The organism is Labedella phragmitis (assembly GCF_004078635.1).
In the GTDB taxonomy this organism is placed as follows: domain Bacteria; phylum Actinomycetota; class Actinomycetes; order Actinomycetales; family Microbacteriaceae; genus Labedella; species Labedella phragmitis.
On the sequence record NZ_RZNB01000003.1, the window covers coordinates 1 to 16,026 of the forward strand.

The following is a 16,026-nucleotide window of genomic DNA, read 5'->3' on the forward strand; positions in this document are numbered from 1 at the left end:
CATCGGCGATCAGTGCCCGGCGTGCGTGTGCCCTCCATCTACTGCGTGGTCATGGTGTGCGCACGATGCTGCGACCGACTCCGGAAGGTCGAGGGCGGGATTGCCGTCGAAGAAGCCGCTCGGCTTCAACGAGAAGCCGGTCCGGTGCACGGGCATGACGGGCCAGTCCTCCGTGCGGGTGATGTGGTGCACGCCGAACGTGTACCAGACGACGACGTCCTCCTGCTCGAGGGGACGATCCTGCGCGACGTAGCTGGGGAGCCCCTCGCCGCCCGGGCTCTGATAGGGATAGTCGCCCGCGGCGAACCGCTCCTTCTCGTCGTACTGCGTCACCCACAACTGGTGCTTCAAGAAGCCCGCCCGGGAGAGGACCGGCGCGTCGGGATGGAGGAGGTGCTGGGCGTTCTCGCCGGGCATGACTTTGTAGGAAACGGCGTCTCCGGCGACATTGACTCGCTCGGGGTTCACGATCTTCCACGCACGAGCCGCGGCGAAATCGAGGTCCCGACCCGAATTCGCTTCGCTCACGAGCGGCGTGGACACCGTCTCCCACGCGTTCCCATAGGGGTTCTCTGGGCCCAGCGGAAGCGCCCGACTGTCCACCTCGACGACTGTGTTCCGGGGTCCGTCGACGGCCATATCGAGTCGTGCGTTGAAGAAGTGCTGATGATGCGGAGCATAGAGCCCGGGGGCGATACGGGCGCCGTGCCGCGGCGTTTCCCCCTCGACGAACGCACCCATGGACATGATCCCCGTCAGCTTCACCTCGCACTCGATCGTGCCGTCCTGGTAGAGGTACCAGTAGAAGCCGTAGTCGTAGTTGGCGAGCGTCATGAACTGGGAGATCACGAGCCGCCGGGAACGCCGGACGATGCTTCGTCCGGTGCGCAGGTCGGTGTGTTTCCACATGACCCCCGCGTCCTCCTCGTGGAGGCAGATCGCGTTGGTGACGACTTCGCCGGTGCCGGAGGAGTCCGCCAGAGCGACATCGAAGTAGCGGATCTCGCCCAGGCAATCGCATCCGAGTTCGAGACTGTTTGCATTCTTGCCGAGGCCGTCCTCGCCTCCGTCGAAGACGGCCTTACGGATCTGCGTCGGCGCTGTGTCGGCGTAGGGCACGACCATCTCGGAGATCGAGATGCGGTGGGCGATCGAACGGAGACGTCCCTGGTCCTCGTATGCGACTTGGTGCAGGACGAGACCCTCTCGGGGCGTGAAACCGACCCGGAAGCGCCACTTCTGCCAGGACACCTCGTGACCGTCGACCGAGAAGCTCGGGCCCTCGGGCTGGGTGATCTCGAGCGGCTTCACATCCGTGCGGGCTCCGGGGAACGTCGGGATGTTCTCGGGGTTCGCGATCTCCTCCGGCGTCCAGAACTCGGCGGGACGCTCGGGGATGGGGACGATTCCGTGATCGGTGACCTCCAGGACCTCCCTCGCGTCGAGATCGACGAGGACCGTGAGGTTGTCCACCGGGTGTGCGTACGCGTTCTCGTCCTCGGTATAGCGCACGTAGGTCAGTGGTCGGTTGAGGCGACGTCGGGGCGCGTCCTCTTCGCCGAGGTAGGCGCACGGCCACGGCTCGATCATCACGTGGTCGAAATCCGTGACTCCACGCTCGTGCATTGCCTTCTGCCACCGGGGGTCCGACCGGACGAGCTCCTCGACCGCGACGAAGTCCTCGAAGAGCAGACCGGGTTGAGCGTCGGGGATATGCTCGAGGGAGACCACCGAGGAGGAGGCCAAGGAGACGACCGCTTCGAGTGTTCGGGCGCCCTCGACGTCACGGATGACGAGGAATGCGCGCCTGTCGACGGGCCGCCCGTCCTCGAACGCGAGCAGTTCGGCCTTCGTCGGTTCCTTTCGTTCGACGCTCACGAAGCGGGCGGTCGACGGGAATCCCTCCGACCGTCGTACCACGGCGGACGCCGCCGTGATCTCGTCGGCTGTGAGTGGATCGAGCGGGTGCGACGCGGAGGGCGTGTTCATGGTCATTCCTGCTTTCGTGTTCTCGGTGGGGTCGGTGGTCGAAACGGGGACGAGGACAGGGGCACTCAATGGGGGGCCGCCAACATCGTCACGAGGGAGCACAGCATGCACACGCGCGCTGCGAGAGGGTGGCTCGAACGGTCGAGCGAGCGAGTGGACCGGAGGATTCGGAGCGCGAGAGCGACGACCACCGTGACGAGCGTCGCGGTGAGGAGTCCTCCGTCGGCGGAGGAACCGTGCGCGCCATGGGAGTCGGCGGGGACCCCGGGAGTCCCCGGCGAGATGAACGGGATGAACGCCATCACGATCAGTCCGAGCGGAACTTCGAGGGCGCCGTGCCCGGTCGCCGCGACCGCACCGGGGTTTCGCCGGAGGCGGCCGGCGAACGCGAGCCCGATCGCCATCGCGACGAGGACTACAGCCCAGACGACGGCCCGACGGGCGGTCCCGCCGAACAGCAGACCGTCGACCATCGCCGCCGACATGGCCAGAGTGGCGAGGATCGCGGCGCCGCGGCTGATCCGATCGCGCGGATCGGTGATGACCGTGATGAAGAGATCGGCGATGGCGAACGACAGGGCGAGGCCGTGCAGGATCATGCGTCGCGGGCCGTCTCACTCATGCAGGGTCGAGGCGAGAGCCGCATAGTCCTTCGGGTGGCGTGAGCGCAGGATCGACGCCCGGACGACTCCCGCGACGGCGACGACGACGATCAGACCGACGAGCACGATGCTGACCGGACCGTACGACGGATTGCCCGCCGCGTCGAATTCCCCGGTGAGGAGAGGGAAGTAGACGGCCACGATCACGATCGTCGCCACGAGCGCCGCGAGACTCAGGACCGGAGCGACGATGGTCTTCCACGCGCTCTCGGGCCCCGCATGACGGCGGAAGAAGACGATCACACTGATCGAGACGACAGCCATGAGGGCGAGGATCGACAGCGTCGCGACGCTTGGGAGCCACGCGAACATCTGGACGACGGGGTCGAGACCGAGAAGAGCGGACAGTGCGATGATGGCGATGCTCGCGGCGGTCTGCACAGCGGCGGCGCGACGGGGGGCTCCCGTTGACTCGTGCACATGGTCGAGGAATCGCGGGAGCACACGCGCCCCCGCCATCGAACGCTGGTATCGATTGAGCACGTTGTGGAAGGACAGGACCGCGGCGAAGAGACTCGTGACGAGGAGGACCTCGATGGCGATACGGCCGGCACCGCCGAGATAGCGATCCGCCGTCGCGAGGAGCATCGAGCCGGGATCGGCGGCGGCCACCTCGATGGCTTGGTCTGGTCCCCACGCCGTGACGAGCATCCACGCCGACACCACGTAGAACACCCCGACGACGAGGACAGCGAGATACGTCGCGCGGGGAATGGTCCGCGCGGGATTCCGCGCCTCCTGCCGATAGATGACCGTCGCCTCGAACCCGATGAAGGCGGACGCGGCGAAGACCAGCCCGATGGCGGGCGAACCCGAGAAGATGGCGGAAGGGGCGAACGGCTGCAGCGACGGCCCATCAGCACCCCCGGTCACGACGACCACGGTCGTGAGCACCAGCACGACGAGGAGTTCGGCGATCAACAGGATCGACAGCACCTTCGAACTGGTGTCGATGCGCTGCGAACCGAGGAGACCGGCCACGAGGAGAGCCGCGATCGAATAGACCCACCACGGAACGGCCAGACCGAGATTGCCCTCGAACGTCACGGCGAGGACGTAACCCAGGTAGGAGGCGATACCGATGGTGAGGGCCCAGTAAGCGAGGAGGGCCACGTACGAGGCAGCCACTCCGGCCGTGCGGCCGGCCCCCTGCGCGATGAGGACGAAGAATCCTCCGGAGCGCTCGACACGGGAAGCCATCGCCACGAGGCCCACGGCGAACAGGATGAACACCGCTCCGGCGGTCGCGAACATGACCGGCATTCCGATGCCATTGCCGAAGAGGAAGCCGAGAGGCACGACTCCCGCGAGGATCGACAACGGCGATGCGGCCGCCGCGACCATGAAGACGATGGTCGCCGTTCCGAGAGTGCCGGGGAGCGGCTCGGATGAGGCGCCCGCGGCCGTGCCGACATGCTGTGGTGATGGTGACATGACTCCGCCTGTTCGATCGGGTGAGGGTGGCGTCATCACTGTGGCGCGTCCCTGTTGCGGTCCCGTTTCCGCACCGAGTCGAGTCGGCCGCTCACAACAAGACGTCCACGTGAAGCGTCTCGAACGGCGATGTGCGGCGGAAACCCGTTCGACACGCCGTCGTAACGATGACGCTCTAGCGTCGCGACATGCGAGATCTCGAGACGTCGATCCGGGAATCCGTCGTCCTCGTCCGAGCGCCCGCCTCTCGTCCGCGCCTGCGGATCCTGCGCCGGTCGCCCCTCGCCGACCTCCGCCGCCGGTCAGTCGGGCCCCTCGACCTCTTCAGCCAGTCCATCTCGGCCGTCGCGCCATCGGCGGCGGGGGCGACGATCCCGGTCGCTCTCTTCGCTGTCGCCGGCGATGCGAGCACTCTTTCGCTCGCCCTGGGTTTCGTCCTCATCGCACTCGTGGTGGCGACGGTCACCCAGTACGCCCGACGAATGGTGACGAGCGGGTCGGTCTACAGCTATGCCGCGTGGGCCGGAGGAGTCCGGTCCGCGACCGCAGCCGGTGCCGCGCTCCTGGTCGGAACCCTGGGTATCACCGTCGGCGTGCTCGTCGGTGCTGCATCCGCCGCCGAAGTGCTCCTGAGGTACGCGCTTCCGTCGGTCGACACTGCAGCCTGGACGCCCGTCGTCCTCACGATCGTGGCGCTGCTCGGTATCGCGTCCTTCGCGCTCGGAGTCCGGTCCTCCACTCGAATCACCCTCGTGGTGGAACTCGTCGCCGTGCTCGTCGTCGTCGTGATCATGATCGGCCTCGTCGTGGTGAACTGGGGGGTACTGCCCCCGATCGTCCCGTCGGACACCGATCCGGCCGCCGTGGGTGCGGGAGCGGCCGTCGCTGTCGGGCTCTTCGTGGGCTATGAGACATCGGCGACCCTGGGTGCAGAATCCCGGCGACCGTTCCGGGACGTGCCGCGGTCCTTCGTGCTGTCCGTCGGGGTCGCAGCGGTCATCTTCGTCCTCAGCCTCCTCGGCCAGTACGCCGGCGCGGAGATCATCGGCGAATTCGACTCCCTCGGGGACGCGCACCCCGCCTCACCCGGCACCTCACCGGCGCTCGTGTTGGTGCTCAACGTCGGTTTCCTGCTGTCCTATCTGGCGGCGTTCATCGCGTCGCTCAACGGTGTCATCAGACTCGTCTTCACCCTCGGCCGAGACGGCCTCCTCCCCTCGCTATTCGGTCGCGTAGACAGGCGGAACAGGCTGCCGATGCTCGCAGCCGTCGCGGTCACGGCTCTCGTCTTCATCACAGCCCAGCTCTCGACCGCGATGAGCGGGGACGTCCGATCGGTCGCCAGCGCGGCCCTCTCGACGTCGGCCGTCGGCTGCGGAGTGGCGTATGCGATCGCGTGTCTCCTCCTTCCCCGCTTCCGGCGGCGGATCGGCGAACCCCTCTTCGCAGCGAGCGTCATGGCCTACGCCGTCGGTACGCTGCTCCTCACGGTGGTCGCCTGCTTCGTCGGGTGGAACATCCAGGTCGGCGACTGGTCGATCGCCATCCCCACGGCGGGTTTCGCTGCCGTCTGGCTGTTCTTCGTCATCCGTGCACGCAGCCGCGGGATCGTCGATGTCGGCGTCTACGACCAGACGTCGATTCCAGACCTCGTCCCCGCCGACGTCGAGGCCCGATTCGGGTCGACACCGCACGACAGCTCCGCTCGGCCCTGATATGCCTCGGGAGCGATCCGTCGCCGATGTGAACAACAATCAACCGCGCGCCATCGCCCACGCGCTCGCGGTGCTCGAGGAGATCGCCACGGCGGGCCCCGGTGTCACGGCACGTGACATCAGCGAGCGGCTGCAGCTCTCGCCGGCGACCACCTATCGGATCCTCAACCTGCTCGTGAGGGAGGAGTATGTCGTCCGGCTCGGCGATCTCAGCGGGTTCGCGTTGGGCGGCCGTGTCGGCGCGCTCGCCGAAGCCCATCCGGCGGTCGGAATCACTCGAGCGGTGTCGGCTGCCATGACAGAAATCCGTGGTCGCGTCGGCATCGCCGTACATCTGTTCAGCGTGTACGGGACGCGCTTGCGACTACTCGACGAGGACGCGCGCCACCCCCTGGTCGACCGCGCTCGCAGCATCACCGATCTGAACGCATCGGCGGCGGGCCGCCTCCTCCTCGCGGAGATGGATTCGGACCCCGACGGCGACGCTCAAGACCGCGCGAGCACCCATGAGCGGCCGACGACCGTCTCACTCGATGCGAGCTCACCACGCGGCACCTCGACGATCGCGGTGGGTGTTCGAGGCCCTGCCCTGCTTCTCGTCAACGTCATCATGGCGGCGGGGGGACGTGACTATGTCGCCGCTCGGCGCGAGGACATCACGAAGGAACTCCTCCGGGCGGCGGACCACCTGGCACCACTACTCAGTTGAGCGCGCCCCCGCCCGTCGTGAGACGGTCGAGGGCGCGCTCGGTCCTCAGGCAACGGTCAGTTGAAGACCATGCCTCCGTCGACGATGATCGACTGCCCGGTGATGTAGGACGAGTCCGGACCGGAGAGGAAGGCGACGACGCCTGCGACATCCGAGGGCTCGGAGAGCCGGTCGAGCGTGATCCCGTGCGTGAACTGCTGCCAGCCCCACTCCTCCGGCTGCCCGGCGGACTCGGCGGTCTTCTTCGCCAGATCCTCCATGAGCGGCGTGCGCACGATGCCGGGTGCATAGGTGTTCACCGTGATGCCGTACTGCGCGAGGTCGCGGGCGGCCGTCTGAGTGAACCCACGGACGGCGAACTTCGTCGCCGAGTAGAGCGCGATCCCGGGGTTGCCGACGTGCCCCGCCTGGGACGCGGCGCTGATGATGCGCCCGCCGTGCCCGAGTTCGCGGAATGCCTTGGTCGCCGCCTGGGTCCCCCACACCACACCGTTGAAGTTGATCGAGAAGATCTTCTCGATGCTCTGCGGCGTGATGTCCTCGATCGGCGATTGCGGCGCGATGCCGGCGTTGTTGACGATGACGTCGAAGCCGCCGAGAGCCGAAACGGTCTGGTCGACGGCCGCGAAGACGCTGTCGCGATCCGAGACGTTCACTTCGAGGGCGATCGCACCACCCTCCTTTCCGCCCAGCGCGTCGGCGACCGCCCCTGCGGTGGCCGTGTTGAGGTCGGCGATCGCGACCTTGAAGCCGTCCGCGTGGAGCCGCTCGGCGATCGCCTGGCCGATTCCCTGCCCGCCACCCGTGATGAGGGCGACCTTGCCGTTGTCTGTTCGCGTCATGTCCCCATTCTCCTTTTTCTACTTGAAGACGACGACGGGCTTGACGACGCTCCCGTTGCGGGAGTCCTCGAAGCCGTCGTTGATGTGCTCGAGGTCGTATTCGCCGACGAGCTTCTCGAAGGGGAACTTGCCCTCTCGCCACAGGTCGATGAGGTGCGGGATGAAGACCTGCGGCACCGAGCTGCCCTGGACGACCGTCTTGAACGTCCATCCCTTCACGAGCGAGCTGCCGATCTCGAGCGAGACCTCCGTTCCCGGCTTTGCGGCACCGACGAGAGCGAGCGTCCCGCGCACCCCGAGCGCCTCGGCGGCCGTTCGCAACTGTTCGGACCGCGCCGTCGTGTCGACGGCGAAGTCAACACCGCGCCCGTCGGTGATCGCCGTGATCTGTTCGGCGACGTCCTCGCTACGCGAGTTGATCGTGTGAGTTGCGCCGAGCTCCCGTGCCAGCTCCAAGCGGGAGTCGACGATGTCGACCGCGATGATCGTCGTGCACCCCGCGACACCAGCCGCCATGATCGCGGCAGAACCGACTGCGCCGGTTCCGAAGACGATGATCGAGCTGCCCGCGGGCGGACGCAGCTCGTTGAGCACGGTACCGGCTCCCGTGTTGAGCCCGCAGCCGAGGGGGCCAAGGTGCTCGAGGGGAACGTCGCGGTCGACCTTGATGACGCTCTCCTCGACGACGTTCGCGTAGGTGGCGAAGGCCGACTGGCCGAAGAAGTGCGAGGAGACGACCTCCCCGTCGCGACTGAGCGACGTGCTTCCGTCGCGGCGACGACCCCCGAAGTCCTCGGCGAAGAGGTTCTCGCAGTACGCCATCTCCCCTGAGCGGCACCGGCGGCAGTATCCGCAGTACGCGGCACCGAGGACGACATGGTCTCCGACCGCGACGCTCCGGACGGCACTGCCGACCTCCTCGACGACGCCAGCGCCTTCGTGACCGAGCACGGCGGGGAGCGGAGTCGGGTAGACACCGTCACGGACGATCGCGTCGGTATGACAGACGCCGACCGATACCATCCGGACGCGCACCTCATTCGCGCGGAGGTCGTCGAGCTCGAGCGTCTCGATGGAGAGAGGCTGGCCGTGCTCTCGAGCGACGGCTGCGGTGATCTGCATGGATTCTTTTTCCCTTCGCCTCCACGTCGGCGTCGGGCGTCGGCGTCATCCGCGGAGGAATCTTCCGAGGAAGTATCTTACACCTAAAATAGATGCGAGAGGGAACAGCGAGGCCCGGAGCGCGAAACGCTCCGGGCCTCGTCGTCATCACCGGAGCGGGCGGCTCGCGGCGAAGTTCAGAAATCGCTACTCAGCAGCTCCGAAGGAGGCGATGACGGTAGCCGTGTCGGCGATGGTGGCAACGTTGAGGAGACCGAATCCGAGTGCACCCTCCTGCCATTCCGCGCTGAGGCTCGAGGTGGCGTCGGACACGATGGTGACCTCGAACCCGTGGTCGGCCGCGTCACGCACGGTGTGCTCGACGGCCATGTTCGTCCACGCACCGACGACGACGACCTTCGTGACGCCGAGATTGCGGAGCATCGTGTCGATCGCGGTGCCGTTGAAGACGCTCATGCGGTTGCGATCCAGCACGATGTCCCCGTCCTGCGGCTCGAGTTCGTCGACGATCTGCGCACCCCAACTCCCGACGGCGAAAGACCCGCCGGCGAGCATCTGGAAGACGGGGGCATTCGCTCCACCGACGGCCCCGGGGTACACGACGATGCGGTTGTGGAAGATCTGACTTCCCGCGGAACGCGCGGCGTCTACGACAGCCTTCGCGTTCGCGATCACGTTCTGGGATTCGGCGTGCGCCGCGGCCCCACTGTCGGCAAAAGCGCCCTGGCGGTGGATCGTGTCGTTCTGCATATCGACGACGAGGATGGCCGTCGTGCGGCTCTCGGTGCTGCTCATGGTGGAGCTCCTGTTCTATACGGGTTGTGTCATCGGATCAATTAGATTCCATGGAATATTATTCCCAAGTCACAGCCGTGCGCCTCGCCGTGCGACGAAGCGCACGAGAAGGAGGAGTCGGGGGACGAGCACGTAGACCGACAGAGGCACGACGACGATGGTGAGCATGAGCGCCCGAACCGGAATCGACCACGATGGCACGAGGAGCGACTCCACCCACATGCCGAGCATGGCAAGAGGGAAGATCGACAGCCATGTGACGGCTGCGCGCACGTGGACGGAGATGAGCCCCGGCGCCGGCGGCTGGTGGTGATGGGTCTCGTCGGCCGCGAGGGCCTTGCCTTCGTGTTCCACGCACTCTCCTTCAGACGGTCACGTCCAGAGGAGTCTATTCCACGGAATGCATCTTCCTCGCGCAAGCCACTCAGTCCGCGCGGCCCCCGAAGGCCACTCGAAGCGCGTCGAGATTCTTCGTCGTCTCTGCGAGCTCATCAGGGCTGAGCGTGTCGGTTCGTCGACCCAACTCCGCGCGAGCGGCCCTCATCCCCGCCTTCAAGGCCGCGCGCCCTTCCGCGGTCATCTCCAGCAGCGAAGACCGCCGGTCCGTCGGGTGAGGAAGACGCCGCACGAAGCCGGCCCTTTCGAGCCGATCGACGATCTTGCTTGCAGCCCCCACGGTCATCCCCGAGCCATCGGCGACGTCCTGAACACGCGCCCGATCGTCGTGCACCGCGATCTGCCGGAGGGCGCTCAGAAGACCGAGATTGACCTGCGTGGCAGCCATGACCGCCGCGTCGACGGCCGTCCACAGCGCGATCTCCGTGGCAACGAGCACATCGAAGAACTGAAGTCGGTCATCCGCGCTCGTCGCCACGGCGTAATCATATCCGCGCAAGGCGGACCGACTCCCGAGATGCGGCTCGTTCATTGACATAGAAGTATCTTCCATGTAATCCTTTTGGCATGAAGACGATACTTCGCGATTACTTCTCGGCGCTCGTCACGCACGAGACGGTGCTCTGGAACACCATCGACAGGGAGATCATCGCTCGAAGCGGCCTCAGCCTCGGTCGCCTCGAGTTCCTTCGGGCACTCTCTCGGCGACGTGAGGCCCGCGTGCAGGATCTTGCGAGCGATCTCGGCATCACCGTCGGAGCGGCGAGCAAGCTCGTCGATCGGCTGGTCGCGGACGGCCTGGTTCTCCGCTCACCTCACCCGACCGACCGTCGCAGCTCGCTCATCCGCCTGACAGCAGACGGAGAGACCTCCGTGTCGGCGAGCGAAGCCGCCTTCGACGCCGCCATCGCGGAGATACTCCCGCCCGAGAGCCGAGCGGACATCGAGAACCTGACCGCCTCCCTCGACGCTCTGACACGTGCCGTGACCAGTCGAGAGGCGGTCGGGCGATGACCGCCATGATGCGAGCCGTGCAGCTCACGGAGTTCGGTGGCCCTGAGGTCCTGCGGATCACCGACCTCCCTCGCCCGTCGGCCCGTCCCGGCTGGGTGCTCCTCCGTGTCCACGCGTTCGGCCTCAATCGCTCGGAGCTCCACTTCCGACGCGGAATGGGCAGTTTCGGCTCCCTCCCCCGCATCCCGGGCATCGAGGCGACCGGAGAAGTCGTCGAGGCTCCCGGCGGCGAGTTCGCCGTCGGTACGAAGGCGGCCGCGGTGATGGGTGGAATGGGACGGAACTTCGACGGCGGTTACGCCGAGTTCGTCCTCGTGCCCGCGTCGACCGTCATTCCCTTCACGAGCGACCTCGATTGGGCGACGCTCGGCGCGATCCCCGAGATGCTCCAGACGGCCAACGGCTCCCTCACGGTCGTCGACCCCGCTCCGGGGTCGAGCCTGCTCATCCGCGGCGGAACGTCGTCGATCGGGCTGGCGCTCGCCGTCATCGCCAAGCGACGGGGGCTCACCGTGATCTCCACGACGAGGAACGCCGCGAAGAGCGACCTGCTGCGCGACACGGGCGCTGACCACGTCGTGATCGACACCGGATTGATCGCGGACACCGTCCGCGAGATCGTGCCGGAGGGAGTGGGCGGCGCGGTTGAGCTCGTCGGAGCGACGACCCTGCGCGACACGCTACGCGCCACGGCGAAGCTCGCCACGGTGAGCTTCACGGGGATGGTCGCGGACGACTGGACGGTCGAGAACTTCTACCCCATCGACTTCATCCCGAACGGCGTGCGACTGACCGCATACAGCGGCGAGGCGAGCGACCTGCCCGCGGACGTCCTCCAGGAGTTCGTCGACGCGGTGGCCGAGGGACACGACCGTGTTCCCATCGGCAGGGTCTACGGACTGACCGACATCGTTCAGGCTCACCGCGACATGGAGGACGGCACCGTGTCCGGCAAGCTCGTGGTCGTGACGGACCGGTGATCGAATTCGACAGGGTCACCAAGCGGTACGCGGACGGGTCGCCGGCCGTCGCCGACGTCTCCTTCACGGTGCCGAGTCACAAGACCGTCGTCCTCGTGGGGTCCTCCGGCTCGGGAAAGACGACTCTCCTGCGCATGGTGAATCGGATGGTCGACCCGACGTCGGGACGCGTCCTCATCGACGACGTCGACGTCACGACGATGGACCCGGTGCGGCTGCGACGATCCATCGGCTACGTCCTCCAGTCGGGGGGCCTCCTACCGCATCGCACGGTCGTCGAGAACATCGCGATCGTCCCGCGGCTCAACGGCGCAACCCGCCCGGATGCCCGTGAGCGGGCGCTCACGATGCTCGACACCGTCGGGCTCGACCGCGACCTCGCGTCACGGTTCCCCGCGCAGCTCTCCGGCGGTCAGCAACAGCGGGTCGGCGTCGCCAGAGCCCTCGCCTCCGACCCGAACATCCTCCTCATGGACGAACCGTTCGGCGCGGTCGACCCCATCGTCAGGCGCTCGTTGCAGCATGAGCTGCGGGAGTTGCAACGCACTCTCGGAAAGACGATCCTCTTCGTCACCCACGACATCGACGAGGCACTGGCCCTCGCCGACGAGATCATCATCGTCGCCGCGCACGGAGTGATCGCCCAACGCGGAACGCCGACCGAGATCCTCACGCGTCCGGCCAACGCGTTCGTCGCGGAGTTCGTCGGTGTCGACCGTCCGGAACGTCGGCTGCGGCTCGCCGACGCCGCAGGAGTCGAGGTCGTAACGGACGCCTCCGGTCGTCCCATCGGAACACTCGAACGATGAAGTGGCTCAACCAGAACGTCGGCTCCCTCCTCGAGCTGACGGTGGCACACCTCGCGCTCGCGGTCCCCGCCATCCTCCTGAGCCTCGTGATCGCCGTCCCGATCGGCTGGACTGCGCAACGCCTGAGATGGGCACGCGATCCGGCACTCGCGCTCGTTGGCGTGCTCTACGCGATCCCCTCCCTTCCCCTCTTCGTGCTGGTTCCGGTCGTCCTCGGCATCGGCATCCGCTCGAGCGCCAACGCGATCATCGTCCTCACCGTCTATGCCACGGCGATCATGGTGCGCTCCGCTGCGGACGCCTTTTCGTCCGTCCCTCTCGAGGCGCGCATGTCCGCGACGGCCATCGGCTACTCGACGTGGCACCGCTTCTGGTCGGTCGACCTCCCCCTCGCGATTCCCGTGATGCTCGCGGGGCTCCGGGTCGTGGTCGTGAGCACCGTGAGTCTCGTCACCGTGGGTTCCGTCATCGGCATCCCGAGTCTCGGCACGCTGTTCACCGACGGATTCCAGCGCGGGATCGTCGCAGAGGTGGCTGCCGGGTTGATCGTCACGGTCCTCATCGCCCTCGTCCTCGACGGAATGTGCATCCTCGCGGGGCGAGCGCTCACGCCCTGGGCACGAGCGGCGGAGGCTCGCTGATGGAACTCCTCCTCCAGGCCTTCTCCTGGCTGCTGACGCCCGAGTCGTGGACCCAGCAGGGCGGGGCGCTGCAGCGCCTATTCGAACATCTCGGCGTGACCATCGGGGTGGTCGCCCTGTCCGCCGGGATCGCGCTTCCTCTCGGCGTGATGATCGGGCACACCCGCCGCTGGACCACCGCCGTCGCCCTCCTCGCCGGAGCCGCCCGCGCGATCCCCACGCTCGGCCTCTTGACCCTCCTCGGTCTCGCCCTCGGGATCGGACTCGGAGCGCCGGTACTCGCGCTCCTCGTGCTCGCGGCACCACCGCTGCTCGCCGGCGCCTACGCCGGCGTCCAGGCCGTGGATCGCGCGGCCGTCGACGGCGCTCGCTCCGTCGGGATGTCCGAGGCGCAGATCATCCGCTCCGTCGAACTCCCCCTCGCTCTCCCGGTGATCGTCGGGGGGATCCGGTCGGCGACTCTCCAAGTCGTCGCCACGGCGACGCTGGCCGCCTACACCTCCGACACGGGTCTCGGCCGCTACATCTTCTCCGGCTTGAAGAGCCGGGACTATCCCGAGCTCATCGCCGGGTCGCTCCTCGTGATCGCACTCGCCCTTCTTCTCGACGGCTCGTTCGCGCTCCTGATGAAACGCCACGCCAGCGCTCCTCGGTCCGACCTCAAGACCACCACCACCTCCCCCGGAAGGAACCCATCATGACCCCTCGCACCCGAAGGATCAGCCTCCTGTCCCTCGCGGCCGTCGCCGGTGTGACCCTCAGCGCCTGCGCGAGCGCCGGCGATCTCGACGGCGGCGACTCCGGTGATGACGCGATCGTCGTCGGCTCCCAGGATTACTACTCGAATGAGATCATCGCCGAGATCTACGCGCAAGCGCTCGAGCAGGGCGGATACACGGTCGAGCGCGATCTCCGGATCGGCCAGCGCGAGGTCTACGTCGAGGAGATCGAGGACGGCTCGATCGATCTCTTCCCCGAGTACACCGGTCCGCTCCTGCAGTACTGGGTGCCGGACACGACGGCGCGTCTTGAGGACGACGTCTTCGCGGCCCTCACCGAAGCCGCCCCGGATGGGCTTCGCGTGCTGGAGCAGTCAGCCGCCACCGACCAGGACGCGTACGTCGTGACGCGCGAGTTCGCGGATCGGTACGGCCTCACCACGATCGACGACCTGGCGAAGGTCACCGAGCCGCTCACGCTCGGTGGCAACTCGGAGGGAGAGGACCGGCCCAACGGCCCGAAGGGACTCGCCGCCGCCTACGGCGTCGACGTGTCCTTCACCCCCATCGAGGACGGCGGAGGCCCGCTCACCGTGAAGGCGCTGCAGGATGGGGACATCCAGCTCGCGATCATCTACACGGCCGACCCGTCGATCGAGAAGAACGACCTCGTGGCTCTCGAGGATACGAAGGGGCTTTTCCTCGCCTCGCACGTGGTGCCGATCGCGAGCGACGCGATCGACGAAGGCGCCGAGGAGATCATCGACGCCGTGAGCGCGGCCCTGACTCCGGAAGGTCTCGTCGCCCTCAACACCGAGAGTGTCGACGACGAAGCCCCGGCCGCGTCGATTGCGGAGCGGTGGCTCGAGGACAACCCGCTGCCGTGAACTCGGACAGGGGCGGACCACGCGTCCGCCCCTGCCCGCTCTGGCGTGAAAACCGAGCGATGACTATGTTTTAACACGGACCGACGCTCGCGAGCGTGAGTGCTCCATCACCTGTTCAGCGACGAGGAGGAACACGATGAGCGACATGACGACAGCAACCGAGGCTCGGACGCGAGGGTACGTGGAACCCGGATTCGAGCGCGTCCGCGACGAGTTCGAGCGCATGCTCGGCGTCGATCCCGGGTACGGCGCTCAGGTGACGGCCATCTGGCGGGGTCGTACGGTCGTCGATCTCGTCGGCGGTCGGGGTACGGAGAGCGACTCCATCACGGGGGTCTTCTCGGTCACGAAGGGGATCGCGGCAACGGTGGTCGGTCTCCTCGTCACTCGTGAGCAGCTCCGACTCGACGCGGCCGTCGCCGAGTACTGGCCGGAATTCGGAGCGGCCGGGAAGGCCGCCATCACCGTGAGGGAGGCACTCTCGCACCGGGCTGGAATCGTGGGGGTCCCCGAGCGCTTCACCGTGGACGAACTCGTCGATTCGTCGCTCGCTGCTGCGAAGATCGCCGCTCACCCCCCGCTCTGGCAGCCCGGCTCGGCGCACGGGTACCATGCGATCACCATCGGTGTCCTGATGGAGGAACTCGTGCGTCGCGTTTCAGGACGGAGCCTGCAGAGAATTTACGAGTCGGAGATCCGCGCCCCCCGCGAGATCGACTTCCATCTCGGGCTCCCCTCGTCCGAAGAGTATCGGTACCACCCCGTGCTCCCGCCCGTCGTCCCGTCGGATTCGGTGCCGCCGCCGACCCCCTCGACTGACGGTCTTCAAGCGCTCGCCTTCAACGTCCTCCACTCGTCCCTCCCTCCGACAGCCGGCGACATGGGTCCCAACAATCCGGCCGTCCGCGCCGCCGGCACCGCGTCGGTCGGCGGCGTCGGGTCGGCGAGGGGGCTCGCCGCCGTCTATGCAGCGGTGCTGGGCGACGAGGCGACGGCTCCCCTGCTCTCGACCGAGACGATCGGCGAGATGAGCCGGCAGCACGCGTTCGGGCTCGACCGTGTGCTCGGCTTCACGACGTCCTTCGGAATCGGCTTCATGAAACCCCACCCGGCCATGGATTTCGGAAGCTACCGCGCCTTCGGGCACGACGGTGCTGGCGGTGCGCTCGCCTTCGCCGATCCGCTCCACGACCTCGCTTTCGGGTACATCCCGATCCCCATGCAGCTTCCCGGAGGCGCAGACCCGAAGGCGATCACCCTGTCGCAGGCCATCCGCTCCTGCATCCGGGAGGTTTGAGTGGCCGTCGCTCCT

General features: G+C 67.2%; 17 protein-coding genes. 9 read left to right on the top strand and 8 right to left on the bottom strand.

The window, feature by feature from the left end:
* Nucleotides 1-9 precede the first annotated feature (9 nt).
* The 3 genes from ELQ90_RS08125 to ELQ90_RS08135 form a co-directional block, all read right to left on the bottom strand.
* A complete protein-coding gene (locus ELQ90_RS08125) occupies nucleotides 10-1,989 on the bottom strand; it encodes a primary-amine oxidase (protein ID WP_208020602.1) in 1,980 nt (659 codons plus the stop codon).
* A gap of 65 nt (nucleotides 1,990-2,054) precedes the next feature.
* The gene (locus ELQ90_RS08130) at nucleotides 2,055-2,588 is read right to left on the bottom strand and encodes a hypothetical protein (protein ID WP_128494798.1); all 534 of its coding nucleotides are present in this window, start codon (nucleotides 2,586-2,588) and stop codon (nucleotides 2,055-2,057) included.
* A 15-nt stretch (nucleotides 2,589-2,603) separates the two neighbouring features.
* Nucleotides 2,604-4,085, bottom strand: a complete 1,482-nt coding sequence (locus ELQ90_RS08135; protein WP_166408927.1) for an APC family permease — start codon at nucleotides 4,083-4,085, stop codon at nucleotides 2,604-2,606.
* Nucleotides 4,086-4,273: 188 nt separating this feature from the next.
* Between ELQ90_RS08135 and ELQ90_RS08140 the strand changes: the two genes are divergently transcribed.
* A complete protein-coding gene (locus ELQ90_RS08140) occupies nucleotides 4,274-5,800 on the top strand; it encodes an APC family permease (protein WP_128494800.1) in 1,527 nt (508 codons plus the stop codon).
* A gap of 28 nt (nucleotides 5,801-5,828) precedes the next feature.
* Complete coding sequence (locus tag ELQ90_RS08145; RefSeq protein WP_208020603.1) at nucleotides 5,829-6,509, top strand: helix-turn-helix domain-containing protein; 681 nt, start codon at nucleotides 5,829-5,831, stop codon at nucleotides 6,507-6,509.
* A 56-nt stretch (nucleotides 6,510-6,565) separates the two neighbouring features.
* On the opposite strand, the gene ELQ90_RS08150 is transcribed toward ELQ90_RS08145, so the two are convergent.
* The 5 genes from ELQ90_RS08150 to ELQ90_RS08170 form a co-directional block, all read right to left on the bottom strand.
* Nucleotides 6,566-7,351 carry a (S)-acetoin forming diacetyl reductase gene (locus ELQ90_RS08150; RefSeq protein WP_128494802.1) on the bottom strand — a complete coding sequence of 262 codons (786 nt, stop codon included), beginning with the start codon at nucleotides 7,349-7,351 and terminating at the stop codon, nucleotides 6,566-6,568.
* Nucleotides 7,352-7,369: 18 nt separating this feature from the next.
* Nucleotides 7,370-8,473, bottom strand: a complete 1,104-nt coding sequence (locus ELQ90_RS08155; RefSeq protein ID WP_128494803.1) for an NAD(P)-dependent alcohol dehydrogenase — start codon at nucleotides 8,471-8,473, stop codon at nucleotides 7,370-7,372.
* 186 nt (nucleotides 8,474-8,659) lie between these two features.
* Nucleotides 8,660-9,268, bottom strand: coding sequence for a cysteine hydrolase family protein (locus ELQ90_RS08160; RefSeq protein ID WP_128494804.1), 609 nt, complete (start codon nucleotides 9,266-9,268; stop codon nucleotides 8,660-8,662).
* 69 nt (nucleotides 9,269-9,337) lie between these two features.
* Nucleotides 9,338-9,622, bottom strand: coding sequence for a putative antibiotic biosynthesis monooxygenase (locus ELQ90_RS08165; RefSeq protein WP_128494805.1), 285 nt, complete (start codon nucleotides 9,620-9,622; stop codon nucleotides 9,338-9,340).
* A gap of 70 nt (nucleotides 9,623-9,692) precedes the next feature.
* Entirely contained in the window at nucleotides 9,693-10,142 is a 450-nt protein-coding gene (locus ELQ90_RS08170) for a MarR family winged helix-turn-helix transcriptional regulator (protein ID WP_208004358.1), read from the bottom strand.
* Between the two features lie 89 nt (nucleotides 10,143-10,231).
* Here ELQ90_RS08170 and ELQ90_RS08175 point away from each other — a divergent pair, with 89 nt between their 5' ends.
* From ELQ90_RS08175 to ELQ90_RS08205, 7 genes are all read left to right on the top strand, one after another.
* A complete protein-coding gene (locus ELQ90_RS08175; RefSeq protein ID WP_128494806.1) occupies nucleotides 10,232-10,678 on the top strand; it encodes a MarR family winged helix-turn-helix transcriptional regulator in 447 nt (148 codons plus the stop codon).
* A complete protein-coding gene (locus ELQ90_RS08180; RefSeq protein WP_128494807.1) occupies nucleotides 10,675-11,658 on the top strand; it encodes a zinc-binding dehydrogenase in 984 nt (327 codons plus the stop codon). The genes ELQ90_RS08175 and ELQ90_RS08180 overlap by 4 nt, the downstream gene beginning before the upstream one ends.
* Nucleotides 11,655-12,467, top strand: a complete 813-nt coding sequence (locus tag ELQ90_RS08185) for an ABC transporter ATP-binding protein (protein WP_128494808.1) — start codon at nucleotides 11,655-11,657, stop codon at nucleotides 12,465-12,467. The genes ELQ90_RS08180 and ELQ90_RS08185 overlap by 4 nt, the downstream gene beginning before the upstream one ends.
* Nucleotides 12,464-13,108, top strand: a complete 645-nt coding sequence (locus tag ELQ90_RS08190; RefSeq protein ID WP_128494809.1) for an ABC transporter permease — start codon at nucleotides 12,464-12,466, stop codon at nucleotides 13,106-13,108. The genes ELQ90_RS08185 and ELQ90_RS08190 overlap by 4 nt, the downstream gene beginning before the upstream one ends.
* Nucleotides 13,108-13,809 (top strand): ABC transporter permease, encoded by a 702-nt coding sequence (locus ELQ90_RS08195; RefSeq protein ID WP_128494810.1) that lies wholly within the window; start codon nucleotides 13,108-13,110, stop codon nucleotides 13,807-13,809. Before ELQ90_RS08190 ends, ELQ90_RS08195 begins: the two co-directional genes overlap by 1 nt.
* The gene (locus tag ELQ90_RS08200) at nucleotides 13,806-14,714 is read left to right on the top strand and encodes an ABC transporter substrate-binding protein (RefSeq protein ID WP_128494811.1); all 909 of its coding nucleotides are present in this window, start codon (nucleotides 13,806-13,808) and stop codon (nucleotides 14,712-14,714) included. The genes ELQ90_RS08195 and ELQ90_RS08200 overlap by 4 nt, the downstream gene beginning before the upstream one ends.
* A gap of 136 nt (nucleotides 14,715-14,850) precedes the next feature.
* A complete protein-coding gene (locus ELQ90_RS08205) occupies nucleotides 14,851-16,011 on the top strand; it encodes a serine hydrolase domain-containing protein (RefSeq protein WP_128494812.1) in 1,161 nt (386 codons plus the stop codon).
* The last annotated feature ends 15 nt before the right edge of the window (nucleotides 16,012-16,026 follow it).